This is a genomic window from Pseudomonas sp. JH-2, from assembly GCF_036231725.1.
GTDB lineage: Bacteria > Pseudomonadota > Gammaproteobacteria > Pseudomonadales > Pseudomonadaceae > Pseudomonas > Pseudomonas delhiensis.
In genome coordinates this window covers 12,040-24,554 of sequence record NZ_JAZAQP010000026.1, presented here as the reverse complement: position 1 = coordinate 24,554, position 12,515 = coordinate 12,040, and the positions used below count along the sequence as shown (strand labels likewise).

Sequence of the window (12,515 nt, the reverse complement as noted above, 5' to 3'; positions counted from 1 at the left end):
CGAGGGGCCGGCACCCTGCCGGCCCCGAGGCTTCAACCGGCAGGCGCCAGCGCGGCGGTCAGCGAGCGCAGCAGGGTGGCGCAGCGCTGCTCGCGGTCCTGCGGGTAGCGGGCGAGCCACAGGGGCAGGTGCTCGAACAGCTCCAGGGTGGGCTGGCAGGCCTGGCCGGGGCTGGCGTAGCCGGCCGCGCCCAGCAGCGCATCGAGCTTCTGGCCGAGCTGCCGGCGCAGCCGCTCGACGCACTGGCGCTGCTCGTCGGTGAGGCAGCCGGCGTCGCGGGTTGCCAACTGGAAGTGCAGGGGGTTGCTCTCGTACAACGCCAGCAGCCCTTCGACCACCCGTTGCAGGGCTGCCCTGGGGCAGCCGCGCAGCTGGCGCCGGTCGAACAGCGAAAGCAGCGCCAGGTAGTGTTCCTCGATGAACTCCAGCAGCAGCTCTTCCTTGCTTGCGCAATGGCTGTAGAGCGAGCCCGCGGTCAGCTCCAGGTGGCGCGCCAGTTCGCGCAGGCTGACCTGGGCGAAGCCGCGCCGGGCGAAGAGTTCCAGGGCCTTGGGGCGGTTGCGCGCGAAACGCGAGCCGGAAGTGGCGGTCATCTGGGCACCTGTACGTCGTGGCTGGCGGGCGGTGTGGCGGCCGCTCGCCGGGAAGGCGCGCCGAAAGGGCGGCCGGCCGGCGCGGGGCCCGCTTCGTGGGTTGGGCCCCGCCCCTGGCCGGCCGGCCCGATCAGACGCGTTCGAAGATCACGGCGATGCCCTGGCCGCCGCCGATGCACATGGTGGCCAGCGCGTAGCGGCCCTTGATGCGCTGCAGCTCGTGGATGGCCTTGGTGGCGATGATGGCGCCGGAGGCGCCGATGGGGTGGCCCAGGGAGATGCCGGAACCATTGGGGTTCACCTTCTGCGGGTCGAAGCCCAGCTCGCGGCTGACCGCGCAGGCCTGGGCGGCGAAGGCTTCGTTGGACTCGATCACGTCCAGGTCGGCCACGCTCAGGCCGGCGCGCTGCAGGGCCAGGCGGGTGGCCGGGATGGGGCCCAGGCCCATCAGGGTGGGCTCGACGCCGGCGTGGGCATAGGCCACCACCCGCGCCATGGGCTGCAGGTTCTCGCTCTTCACGGCCTCGGCGGTGGCCAGCAGCAGGGCGCCGGCGCCGTCGTTCAGGCCCGAGGCGTTGCCGGCGGTGACGCTGCCGTCCTCGATGAAAGCCGGCTTCATCTTCGCCAGTTGCTCCAGGCTGGCCTCGGCGCGCACGTGCTCGTCCACCTCGAACAGGCTGGTGCCCTTGCGGCTGCGGATCTCCACCGGCACGATCTGCCCGGCGAAGCGGCCTTCGGCGATGGCCCGGGCGGCGCGCTGCTGGCTCTGCAGGGCCAGGGCGTCCTGGTCCTCGCGGGTGATGCCGTGCTGCTTGGCGATGTTCTCGGCGGTGATGCCCATGTGGATGCCGTGCAGCGGGTCCTGCAGGGCGCCGAGCATGTAGTCGAGCATCTTCACGTCGCCCATGCGCGCGCCCCAGCGGGCGCTGGGCACCAGGTAGCCGGACTGGCTCATGCACTCGGCGCCGCCGGCGAGGGCGATGCGCGAGTCGCCCAGCATCAGGCCCTGGGCGGCGCTGACGATGGCCTGCAGGCCCGAGCCGCACAGGCGGTTGACGGTGAAGGCCGGGGCCTCCTTGGGAATGCCGGCCTGCAGCGCCGCCACGCGGCTGATGTAGGCGTCCTTGGGCGTGGTGGGGATGACGTGGCCGAACACCACGTGCTCGACCCGCTGCGCGTCGCAGTTGGCGCGCGCCAGCGCGGCCTGGGCGACCAGGGTGGCGAGCTGGGCGGGCGGGGTGTCCTTGAGGGTGCCGCCGAAGGTACCGATGGCGGTGCGCACCGCGCTGATGACGAAGACTTCAGGTCTGTTCATGGGAAGGGCTCCTGGCAGAATGGCGAGCAGTCTAGAAGGCGATGCCACGGCGTCCTATGCCAGAATTGCGCAGTCCCGGCTGACGGATTTGGACATATCGGATGATGAAAACCGCCCAGGGCCCTGCGGAAGAGACCGGCACCCGGCGCCGGCGCGACTCGGTGGCGGCCTACTTCGTGAAGGCCGCGCTGCACCGCCTGGCCGACCGCCCGCAACGCGCCGGCGAACTGCTGGCGCAGGCCGGCATCGAGCCGCACTGGCTGGACGACCCGCTGCACCGCGTGCCGGCGGACGCGGTGACGCGCCTGTGGCTGCTGCTCACCGAGGAGCTGGGCGACGAGTTCTTCGCCTTCGATTCCGCCGGCCTGCCGCGCGGCGCCTTCGCCCTGGTCTGCCGCAGCGTGCTGCACGAGCCGGACCTGGGCCACGCCCTGCGCCAGTGCCTGGCCGGCTTCAACCTGTTCCTGCGCGATATCCGCGCGCACCTGGAGCTGCGCGGCAACCGCGAGGCCATCGTGCTGCAGACGCGCATCGACGACGCCACCTTGCGCGGCGTCGCCGAGGAAATCTACCTGAGCATGGTCATCGGCGTGGCCTGCTGGCTGGTGGGGCGGCGCATCAACCCCGACCGCGCCCGCTTCGGCCACCCGCAACCGCCCCACGGCGCCGAGCCGCTGCTGTGGGGGCCGTGGATCCGCTTCGACGCCGAGCGCACCGAACTGGAGTTCAACGCCCAGCAGCTGGCGCTGCCGGTGATCCGCAACTTCGCCAGCCTCAAGCAGTTCCTGCGCCAGGCCCCGGAGGGCGTGGTGGTGCGCTTCCGCAACCGCTCCGGGCTGTCGGCCAAGGTCTACCGCCGGCTGAAGGCCTGCAGCGACCTGGACTGGCCATCCCAGGCGCAGATGGCCGCGCAGCTGGCGCTGAGCGAGTCGGCCTTCCGCCGCCAGCTGGAGCGCGAAGGCTTCTCCTACCAGACCATCAAGCACGAGGTGCGCCGGGCGCTGGCCTTCGAGTGCCTCGACGACGCGCGCCTGAGCATCGCCGAGATCGCCGCGCGCTGCGGCTTCCAGGAGCCCAGCGCGTTCCACCGGGCGTTCCGCCAATGGACGGGCATGAGCCCCGGGCGCTACCGCGCGGCCCGCGCCAAGGATGGGGGCTGAGCGGCACCCGGCGGCGCTGAACCTTGGCCGGCGGCGGCAGTCTGAGGCTGGCCGCGGTGCCCCAGTGGGCGCCGCCCGTGTCGTCCACCCAGCCCGAGTCCAGCGTTGCTCATGTGCCCCATCGCCCGCCGTCTGCCGTCGTGCCTGTCGTTCCTGCTCTGCCTTTCGCCCCTGCTGGCCCACGCCGGCGAGGAAGGCCGCCTGCTGGCGGCCATCAACGCCTACCGCGCCCACCCCTCGGGGTGCGCCGGGAGCACGCCGCGGCGCCTGCCGCCGCTGAGGGCGCAGGCCAGCCTGGCGCTGCCGGTGGGCTTTGGTGGCGGCCTGCGCGAGGAAGTACGGGCAGCCGGCTACCAGGCGCAGGTGGTGCGCAGCGTCCGCCTGGTGGGCGCGGCCGATGCCGATGCAGCCTTCGACATGCTGCGCGAGCGCTATTGCTCGGCGCTGCTGGACCCGCAGTTCGCCGACGCCGGCGTGAGCCGCGCCCGCGGCGAGTGGCGCCTGGTGCTGGCGCGCTCGATGGGCGGCGGCACCCTGGAGGACCCGCGCGCGGCGGGTCGGGCGCTGCTGGCCGAGGTCAACGCGGCGCGCTCGCGGGCAAGGCTGTGCGGCAGCCGGCGCTTCGCCGCGGCCCGCCCGCTGAGCTGGAGCCCGGCGCTGGGCGCGGCGGCGCAGGCGCACAGCCGGGCCATGGCGCGCGGCAACTACTTCGCCCACCGCGACCCCGACGGCGACACCCCGGCCGACCGCGCCCGCGCCGCCGGCTATCGCGGCCACCAGATCGGCGAGAACATCGCCGCCGGGCAAGGCTCGACGAGCCAGGCCATGGCGAGCTGGCTGGCCAGCCCCGGGCATTGCGCCAACCTGATGAACCCGATGTTCACCCAGGTCGGCGCGGCCTACGCCAGCGAGGCGCGCAGCGACCAGGGGGTGTACTGGACCATGCTGTTCGGCGCGCCTTGAGAGAGTGGGCGGTAGGGCGCGCTTGCTACTGCGCGGCCCACCGCTGCATTCCCCTGTAGGAGCGCGCCCTGCGCGCGAAATCGCGGGCAGGGCCCGCTCCTACGGGAGATACCGTGCCTCGCGGTGGGCTGTAGGCGCCGGCCTCCAATTGCACGGAACTGCGCCGTTCGTAGGGCGGATAACGCCTACGGCGTTATCCGCCATCGTTCGTGGGCATGGGTGCATTGGTCAACGGCGGATAACCGCGAACGGTTATTCGCCCTACGGTTCCAGGAAGCACGGACGCAGGAGCGGACTCCGTCCGCGATGAGCCCCGCCTCGGCGGTGACGCCTATTGGCTGAAACTGACGCTGCCGTTCCGGGGGGAGGGGCCCGCCGCGTCACTGCGGCGGGCGCTGGCAGTCCTTGAGCAGGCGCTTGATGGCCTTGTTGACGTTGCGCTTGGCCAGTTCGTCCAGGGAGAACCAGCGGCAATCGGCGATCTCGTTCTGCGGGCGGGGGTTCTGCGGCTCGGGCAGGGCGGCCTCGAACACGTAGTGGAGGGTCTGGTACAGCTCCAGCGGGGCGAGGTAGGCCATGGCCTCCACCTGCAGGCCGGTCTCTTCGGCCAGTTCGCGCTGCGCTGCCTGGCTCGGTGCCTCGTCGGCCTCGATGCGGCCGCCGGGCAGGTTCCATTTGCGCCGGGCCTTGCGCACGAAAAGGATCTTGTCGTCCTGGCGGCAGATGATTGTCGCCCGTTCCTTGATCGCACTACCCATGGGCACCCCCTGATACTGCTTGCCGCATATACCTGTAATAGCAGACAACGCTTGTCATGAATTTGTCACAAAAAAGATGAAGCAAGAACGACGCCAGTTGCAGCCGGGCCCCGCGGGCACCGGTGCCGACCGCTGCGGGCGCGCAGGATACGTGGCCGGGTACGCACCGCTCCAGTTGGAACTATTGAATCCGGCAATGGAAATTTCTGATTGATCGGTAGGAAAGATGAGTGGTTTCGGGGCGCGCATCGCGTAGGGCGGATAACCGTTCGCGGTTATCCGCCGCCGGCCGGCACGCCGGGTGCCGGGGGCGACGGCGTGGGAGCTCTTCGTAGGATGGAGGGGGCGCCTGGCTCTTGCGCGTGAATGAGCCACGCTGCGGAATCCGTTCGCGAGCAAGCTCGCTCCTACGAAAAGCCGTCCTTCTGCGAGGCGGGGCCCGCAGCCGCGGGGCTCAGCGGAATTTCTCCAGCATCTGGTAGTACCACATGCCGGCCGCCAGCATCGGGTTGCCGAAGACGTCGCCCAGGGGCACTTTCACGTGCTTGCACTGGGCGAAGGTGTCGAATTTCTCCAGGTCGCCGCTCATGGCCGTGGCCATGATCTCGCCCATGATGTGGGTGGTGGCCACGCCGTGGCCGGAGTAGCCCTGGCAGTACCAGACGTTGTCCGAGAGCTTGCCCAGCTGCGGGATGCGGTTCATCACGATGCCCATGGCGCAGCTCCACTGGAACTCGATTTCCACGCCCTTGAGCACCGGGAAGGTGCGCTCGATGCACGGGCGCAGTTCGCCGGCGATGTCCCGCGAGTCGCGCCCGGAGTAGTTGGCGCCGCCGCCGAACAGCAGGCGGCCGTCGGCGGTCAGGCGGTAGTAGTCGAGCACGAAGCGGCAGTCGTACACCGCCAGGTCCTGCGGGTTGATGCGCCTGGCCAGCTCGCCCAGCGGCCTCGTGGTGACGATGCCGCCCATGGCCGGGAAGATCATGCCCTTGAGCCGCTTGCGCTCCAGCTTGTGGTAGACGTCGCCGGCCAGCAGCACCTGGGCGGCGTTGATCCGCCCGCCGCTGGTGACCACGGCCGGGCGCGGGCCGTGGACGATGTCCAGCACCTCGGAATGCTCGAAGATCAGCCCGCCCAGGCTTTCCAGGGCCTTGGCCTCGCCGATGCACAGGTTCAGCGGGTGCAGGTGCATGTTGCGCAGGTTCTTGATGGCGCCGCAGTAGAGGTCGCTCTCCAGATGCTGGCGCACATCGTTGGCGTCGAGCAGGCTGACCTCGTCGCCCATGCCGCGGCGCACGGCCTCGTCATAGGAGGCTTCCAGCTCGGCCATGTGCGAGGGCTTCATCGCCGCGTGCAGGTGGCCGAACTTGAGGTCGCAGTCGATGCCGTACTTGGCCACGCGGTTCCTGATGATCTCGTGGCCGCGCCAGCGCAGGTGCCAGATGAAGTCGTCGACGTCCTGGCCCAGCCACTGCTGCATCTGCTTGCGCATGGCGGCGTCGCCGGACAGGCTGCCGGTGACCTGGCCGCCGTTGCGCCCGCTGGCGCCCCAGCCGACCTTGTTGGTCTCGACGATGGCCACCTTGTAGCCGCGCTCGGCCAGCTCCACGGCGGTGGTCACGCCGGTGAAGCCGCCGCCGATGATGGCGATGTCGACGTTCACCTCGCCCTGCAGGGTGGGGTAGTCGGTTTCCACGGCGAGGCTGGCGGAGTAGTAGGAGGGGGCGCGCTCGGGGGCGGGCTTGGCGGGTTTCAGTGCGGCGTTCATTTTTGTGTTTTTCCTGTTGTCTGGGTTCCCTCTCCCTAGCCCTCTCCCTGAAGGGAGAGGGGACTGGATCGGAGCGGGCTTTTGATTCGGTTTCAGCCGGTTGCGCTGGTGTTTCCGGAGGGCACGATTCCCATCTCGGCACGGATGCTCCCTCTCCCTTCAGGGAGAGGGCTGGGGAGAGGGGCTCTTGGCTCTCAGCTTCATGCTCAAGCCTGGTGCAGATACCACCGCCAATCCTGCTCCCCGACCTCGCCCATGAACTGCCGGTACTCCGCCTGCTTCACCTTGAGGTACACGCCGAGGAATTCCTGTCCCAGCGCGTCCCGCGCCCAGCTGGAGCGCTCCAGCGCGCGCAGCGAGGTGAGCCAGTCGGTGGGCAGCAGTTCCTTGGCCTGGGCGTAGCCGTTGCCTTCCACCGGCGCGCCCGGGTCGATGTCTTCGCGGATGCCGCGGTGGATGCCGGCGAGGATGGCCGCCGCCGCCAGGTAGGGGTTGGCGTCGGCGCCGCAGATGCGGTGCTCGATGTGCCGGGTGTGGGCCGGCCCGCCCGGTACGCGCAGGCTGACGGTGCGGTTGTCGCAACCCCAGGTCGGCGCCAGCGGCGCGTAGCTGTTGGCCTGGAAGCGCCGGTAGGAGTTGGCGTTGGGGCAGAACAGCAGCAGCGAGTCGAGCAGGCTGGCGAGCATGCCGCCCACCGCCTGGCGCAGCAACGGGGTGCCGGCCGGGTCTTCGCTGGCGAAGAGGTTTTCGCCCTCGGCATCGGCCAGGGACACGTGCATGTGCATGCCGGTGCCGGCCAGGTCGTCGAAGGGCTTGGCCATGAAGCAGGCCTGCATCCCGTGCTTGTGCGCCACGCCTTTCACCAAGCGCTTGTAGCGCACGGCCTGGTCCATGGCGGTGAGGGCGTCGCCGTGCTCCAGGGTGATCTCCACCTGGCCGGGGGCGTACTCGGAGATGGCGGTGCGCGCCGGGATGCCCTGGGCCTTGCAGGCGGCATAGAGGTCGGCGAGGAAGGGTTCGATCTGCTCCAGTTCGCGCAGGCCGTAGACCTGGGTGGAGCGCGGCCGGCCGCCGTCGGCGTCCAGCGCCGGTTGCGGGCGGCCGTTGGCGTCGCGCCTGGCGTCCAGCAGATAGAACTCCAGCTCGCAGGCCATCACCGGGTGGTAGCCGGCGGCCTTCAGCTCGTCGATCACCTTGACCAGCACGTGGCGCGGGTCGGCGATGTCGGCCGGCTTGCCTTCGACCGGGTGCATGCTGACCTGCACCGCGGCGGTGGGGATCTGCCGCCAGGGCAGGCGCACCAGGCTGCCTTCCAGCGGGTAGGCGCGGCAGTCGATGTCGCCGACGTCCCACACCAGCCCGGAATCCTCCACGTCCTCGCCATGCAGGGTGAGGCCGAGGATGGTGCTCGGCAAGGGCCGGCCGGACTCGTACACCGCCAGCAGTTCCTCGCGGTGCAGCAGCTTGCCGCGGGGCACGCCGTTGGCGTCGAGGATGAACAGCTCGACCATCTCGATGTCGGGGTTGGCGGCCAGGAAGGCCTGGGCCTCTTGCACGGGAGCGAATTTCATTGTTGTTCTCGCATAGCGCCGATGGGCGCGCTGATGACCTGCACGGCCGGGCTGCGGCGGGGCAGGCGATGCTATGGCTACGGCTGGACGCGGAGCGTGTGTCGCTTGTGTTCAGCGTAGTGCCGGCGAAGGGCCGGGCGCGGGGCGCCCGTCAGCGTGCGGCGCTATCCGGTGGACGCGCGTGGCGGCAGTGCCAGAGCGCCCAGAAGGCCAGCTCCAGCGGCAGCGAGAGGGGTTGCAGGCGCAGCCAGCGGCAGCGTTCGCGCGGCAGGCGCAGGGGCTCTGCCCGGGGGGCGGAGGCGCTGGCGGCGGCGAAGTGCTGTTGCAGAAGGTGCATGGGTGGCTGCGTGGAGGACGATGCCCGGAGACTGGCACAGGCGATGGGTGCTTTAAATGTGAATCTAGTGGAACTCAGTTGAGCGAAATCGAAACTGATTGCCGCCCGGTCGATCCGCGCCGCCGGCGCCGGCCCTGCCGCCTAAACTGAGCGAAACCCGTCAAGCCGCGCAGCCCATGGCCCACATCGTCTTCGCCCCGTCCATCCAGCGCCACGTCGAGGTACCCGAGCAGGACCTGCCCGGCACCACCCTCGGCGGCCTGCTGGAAGGCGTGTTCGCTCGGCACCCGCGCCTGCGCGGCTACCTGCTGGACGACCAGGGCGGCCTGCGCCGGCATGTCACCGTGTTCATCGACGGCCTGCGCCTGCGCGACCGCCATGGCCTGGGCGATGCCCTGGCGGCCGACAGCGAGGTGTACGTGGTGCAGGCGCTGTCGGGTGGCTGAAGGAGGAAGCATGGACGATCGACTGCTGGTGGCCACGCGCAAGGGCCTGTTCACCTTTCTCAACGACCGTGGCGCCTGGCACGAGGCGGGCCAGGACTTCCTCGGCGAGCCGGTGAACATGCTGCTGGCCGACCCCCGCGACGACACCCTCTACGCGGCGCTGGACCTGGGCCACTTCGGCTGCAAGCTGTGGCGCAAGCCCAGCGGCGCCGACTGGCAGGAATGCGCGGTGCCGGTCTACCCGCCGCAGCCGGACGCCTTGCCCGAGCCGGCCGAAGGCGACGCTCCCCAGGCGCCCTGGAGCCTGCAACTGATCTGGTGCCTGGAGACCGGCGGCACCGACCAGGCCGGCACCCTCTGGGCCGGGACCATTCCCGGCGGCCTGTTCCGCAGCGACGACCGTGGCGACAGCTGGACGCTCAACCGCCCGCTGTGGGACCGCCCCGAGCGCGCCCGCTGGTTCGGCGGCGGCTACGACTGGCCGGGCATCCACTCCGTCAGCGTCGACCCGCGTGACAGCCGCCACCTCACCGTCGGCGTGTCCTGCGGCGGCGTCTGGCAGAGCCACGACGAAGGCGCCAGCTGGCGCAACACCACCGCCGGCATGTACGCCGACTACATGCCGCCGGAGCTGCGCGAGGACGGCGCCATCCAGGATCCGCACCGCCTGGTGCATTGCCCGGCGCAGCCGGACCGGCTGTGGGTGCAGCACCACAACGGCATCTTCACCTCCAGCGATGGCGGCGTTCACTGGCGCGACGTGCCGGCCCGGCCTTCCAGCTTCGGCTTCGCCGTGGCCGTGCATCCCACCCGGCCGGACACCGCCTGGTTCGTCCCGGCGGTCAGGGACGTCTGCCGCATCCCGGTGGCCGGGCGCCTGCTGGTCAACCGCACGGAGGATGGCGGCAAGAGCTTCCAGGCCCTGGACCATGGCCTGCCCCAGGGCCCGTGCTACGACCTGGTGTACCGCCACGGCCTGGCCGTGGACGACGACGGCGAACGCCTGGCCATGGGTTCGACCACCGGCGGCCTGTGGCTGTCGGAGGATGGCGGCGAGCGCTGGGAATGCCTGTCCGCGCACCTGCCGCCGATCTACTGCGTGCGTTTCGGCTAGGGCCGGCCGTCGCGTTCGTCCTGCTTCTGGTAGTGCGCCAGGACCATCCGCGCCGGGATCAGCGCCGCCAGGCCCAATACCCCGCAAAGGGTGATGATGCTCGTGCCGGTGGGATCGTCCAGGCTGTCGCCCAGGGCCGCCAGGCCAATGGTCAGCAGGATCATCACCAGGCCGAACCATTGCGCCATCTGCGCCCAGCGCAGCAGCATGGCGCGGCGCGCCTCGTGCAGGTGGAAATCCGGGTGGCTGTGCTGCCGCATGCTCGTTTCCTCCTCTTGTTCTCGCACCAGCCTACGCCGCTGAAGGCGTCGGCGGCGGCGGCCGGCCGAGCGGTAGGCCGTCACACCGCCGCGGCGATGAACCCCCGCAGCCACTGGTGCGCCGGGTCGCGGTGCGCGCGTTCGTGCCAGAGCATCGACATCTCGTACCCCGGCACCTCCAGCGGCGCTTCCACCATGCGCAGGCCGCTGTCCGGGCGCACCAGGCGTTGCGGCAGCATGGCCACCAGGTCGGTGCTGGCCAGCACCGGGGCGACGAACTGGAAGTGCGGCACCGACAGTACCACCCGGCGCTCGCGGCCCAGCCCGGCCAGGGCCTTGTCGGTGGGGCCGTGGAAGCCGCCGCCGTCCGGCGAGACGATCACCTGCTCCAGCTGGCAGAACCGATCCAGGCTGGGCCGGCGTTTCAGCCGCGGGTGGCCGGCGCGGCCGACCAGCACGTAGCGTTCCTGGAACAGCGGGCGCCGGCGCAGCCCTTCGGGAGCGTCCTCGGTGGTGTGGAACACCAGGTCGGCGTCGCCCTGTTCCAGCTGCCTGACGATCAGCGCCGGCAGCAGCGGCAACAGCGCCAGGCGCGTGCCCGGCGCCGCCTCGCGCAGGCCGCGCAGGGCCGGCAGCACCACGGTGGCCTCGCTGTAGTCGGAGGCCACCAGGCGCCAGGTGTTGTTCGCGGTGCCGGGGTCGAACGGCTCGCTCGGCGCCACCGCCCGCTCCAGCGCCGCCAGGGCCTGGCGCAGGGGCTCGCGCAGCGCCTCGGCGCGGGCGGTGGGGCGCATGCCGCGGGGGCCGGGCAGCAGCAGCGGGTCGTCGAACAGTTCGCGCAGCCTGGCCAGCTGCACGCTCACCGAGGGCTGGGAGAAGTGCAGGCGCTGCGCGGCGCGGGTGACGTTGTGCTCGGCCAGCAGCACGTCGAGGGTCACCAGCAGGTTCAGGTCCAGGGTGCGCAGATTGGTCATGACTATACCTGGTGTAATGGATATTCATTTCCACTATACCGTGGGCAACGCCATGCTGCGGCCATCCACCTTTTGGAGACCGCCATGAACATCCTCATCGTCTATGCCCACCCCGAACCCCGCTCGCTCAACGGCTCGCTCAAGGACTTCGCCGTGCGCCGCCTGCAGGCCGCCGGCCACCAGGTGCAGGTGTCCGACCTCTACGCCATGGGCTGGAAGGCCCCGCTGGATGCAGCCGACAGCCTGGACGGCGCGGCGGCCGGGCGCTTCGACCCCTCCGAGGATTCCCGCCGCGCCTACGCCGGCGGCCGGCAGAGCGCCGACATCGCCGCCGAGCAGGCCAAGCTGCGCTGGGCCGACGCGCTGATCCTGCAGTTCCCGCTGTGGTGGTTCTCCATGCCGGCCATCCTCAAGGGCTGGGTCGAGCGCGTGTACGCCTATGGCTTCGCCTACGGCGTGGGCGAGCACTCCGATGCGCGCTGGGGCGACCGCTACGGCGAGGGCAGCCTGGCCGGCAAGCGCGCCATGCTGGTGGTCACCACCGGCGGCTGGGAGTCGCACTACAGCGCCCGTGGCATCAACGGGCCGATCGACGACCTGCTGTTCCCCATCCACCACGGCATCCTCTACTACCCGGGCTTCGAGGTGCTGCCGGCGTTCCTGGTGTACCGCGCCGGGCGCATGGACGAGGCCCGCTACGCCGCCATCGAGCAGGCCTATGGCGAGCGCCTGGACAGGCTGTTCAGCACCACGCCCCTCCCGTTCCGCCGGCAGAACGCAGGGGACTACGAGATACCCGCGCTGACCTTGCGTGAGGATATTGCACCGCAGTTGACTGGCTTTGCTGCGCATCTGGGGTGACAGTCTCGATGGGGGCGGTGCACCGCTTTTCGTAGGAGCGAGCTTGCTCGCGAACGGCGTGAACCGGCCACTTCGCTGCATGGGCTTTGACCACGGTCCCCTCTCCCCAGCCCTCTCCCTGAAGGGAGAGGGGGCTAGACCGTGCCGAGATAAGGAATGGTTTCAGCCGGAAACCACCTTGCCTGCCGGCTGACTCGGGAAAAGCAGACCGCACCGAACGGTCCCCTCTCCCTTCAGGGAGAGGGTTAGGGAGAGGGAAAGGCGCCAGACCGAAACACCGAAGTCACCGGTGAGCACCGTTCGCGAGCAAGCTCGCTCCTACGAAAAGCAACTCACACCCCCGCAATTCACTTCAACCGAACCTTGCACGTATCCCGCCTGTCAGAGGTCCGTAT

The 12,515-nt window shown here is 70.3% G+C and carries 13 protein-coding genes; 5 read left to right on the top strand and 8 right to left on the bottom strand.

The genetic code is table 11. The features are described from left to right. Positions 1-32: 32 nt before the first annotated feature. Together VV867_RS18215 and VV867_RS18210 are read right to left on the bottom strand one after the other, a co-directional pair. Complete coding sequence (locus VV867_RS18215) at positions 33-593, bottom strand: TetR/AcrR family transcriptional regulator (protein WP_089392401.1); 561 nt, start codon at positions 591-593, stop codon at positions 33-35. 130 nt (positions 594-723) lie between these two features. After that, positions 724-1,908, bottom strand: coding sequence for an acetyl-CoA C-acyltransferase family protein (locus VV867_RS18210; RefSeq protein WP_275626769.1), 1,185 nt, complete (start codon positions 1,906-1,908; stop codon positions 724-726). Between the two features lie 101 nt (positions 1,909-2,009). Between VV867_RS18210 and VV867_RS18205 the strand changes: the two genes are divergently transcribed. Together VV867_RS18205 and VV867_RS18200 are read left to right on the top strand one after the other, a co-directional pair. Continuing rightward, on the top strand, positions 2,010-3,068 hold the full coding sequence (locus VV867_RS18205; RefSeq protein WP_275626768.1) for an AraC family transcriptional regulator: 1,059 nt from the start codon (positions 2,010-2,012) through the stop codon (positions 3,066-3,068). Positions 3,069-3,179: 111 nt separating this feature from the next. Then, the gene (locus VV867_RS18200; protein WP_328567186.1) at positions 3,180-4,031 is read left to right on the top strand and encodes a CAP domain-containing protein; all 852 of its coding nucleotides are present in this window, start codon (positions 3,180-3,182) and stop codon (positions 4,029-4,031) included. 380 nt (positions 4,032-4,411) lie between these two features. On the opposite strand, the gene VV867_RS18195 is transcribed toward VV867_RS18200, so the two are convergent. The 4 genes from VV867_RS18195 to VV867_RS18180 all read right to left on the bottom strand — a co-directional run bounded on the left by VV867_RS18195 (position 4,412) and on the right by VV867_RS18180 (position 8,465). Then, complete coding sequence (locus VV867_RS18195; RefSeq protein ID WP_089392399.1) at positions 4,412-4,789, bottom strand: NUDIX hydrolase; 378 nt, start codon at positions 4,787-4,789, stop codon at positions 4,412-4,414. Between the two features lie 454 nt (positions 4,790-5,243). Next, a complete protein-coding gene (locus VV867_RS18190) occupies positions 5,244-6,557 on the bottom strand; it encodes an NAD(P)/FAD-dependent oxidoreductase (protein WP_328567185.1) in 1,314 nt (437 codons plus the stop codon). 206 nt (positions 6,558-6,763) lie between these two features. Continuing rightward, positions 6,764-8,128: a glutamine synthetase family protein gene (locus VV867_RS18185; protein WP_328567184.1), complete on the bottom strand. Its 1,365-nt coding sequence runs from the start codon at positions 8,126-8,128 to the stop codon at positions 6,764-6,766. Between the two features lie 151 nt (positions 8,129-8,279). Next, a complete protein-coding gene (locus tag VV867_RS18180; RefSeq protein ID WP_109936940.1) occupies positions 8,280-8,465 on the bottom strand; it encodes a hypothetical protein in 186 nt (61 codons plus the stop codon). Between the two features lie 176 nt (positions 8,466-8,641). Between VV867_RS18180 and VV867_RS18175 the strand changes: the two genes are divergently transcribed. Next, entirely contained in the window at positions 8,642-8,911 is a 270-nt protein-coding gene (locus tag VV867_RS18175; protein WP_328567183.1) for a MoaD/ThiS family protein, read from the top strand. Positions 8,912-8,921: 10 nt separating this feature from the next. Further along, entirely contained in the window at positions 8,922-10,025 is a 1,104-nt protein-coding gene (locus VV867_RS18170) for a WD40/YVTN/BNR-like repeat-containing protein (RefSeq protein ID WP_275626765.1), read from the top strand. On the opposite strand, the gene VV867_RS18165 is transcribed toward VV867_RS18170, so the two are convergent. Beyond that, positions 10,022-10,285, bottom strand: coding sequence for a hypothetical protein (locus tag VV867_RS18165; protein ID WP_089392393.1), 264 nt, complete (start codon positions 10,283-10,285; stop codon positions 10,022-10,024). The two genes, VV867_RS18170 and VV867_RS18165, sit on opposite strands and share 4 nt — an antisense overlap. Positions 10,286-10,365: 80 nt before the next feature. Next, positions 10,366-11,259, bottom strand: coding sequence for a LysR family transcriptional regulator (locus tag VV867_RS18160; RefSeq protein ID WP_328567182.1), 894 nt, complete (start codon positions 11,257-11,259; stop codon positions 10,366-10,368). Positions 11,260-11,343: 84 nt separating this feature from the next. Between VV867_RS18160 and VV867_RS18155 the strand changes: the two genes are divergently transcribed. Further along, positions 11,344-12,120, top strand: coding sequence for an NAD(P)H-dependent oxidoreductase (locus VV867_RS18155; protein WP_328567181.1), 777 nt, complete (start codon positions 11,344-11,346; stop codon positions 12,118-12,120). The last annotated feature ends 395 nt before the right edge of the window (positions 12,121-12,515 follow it).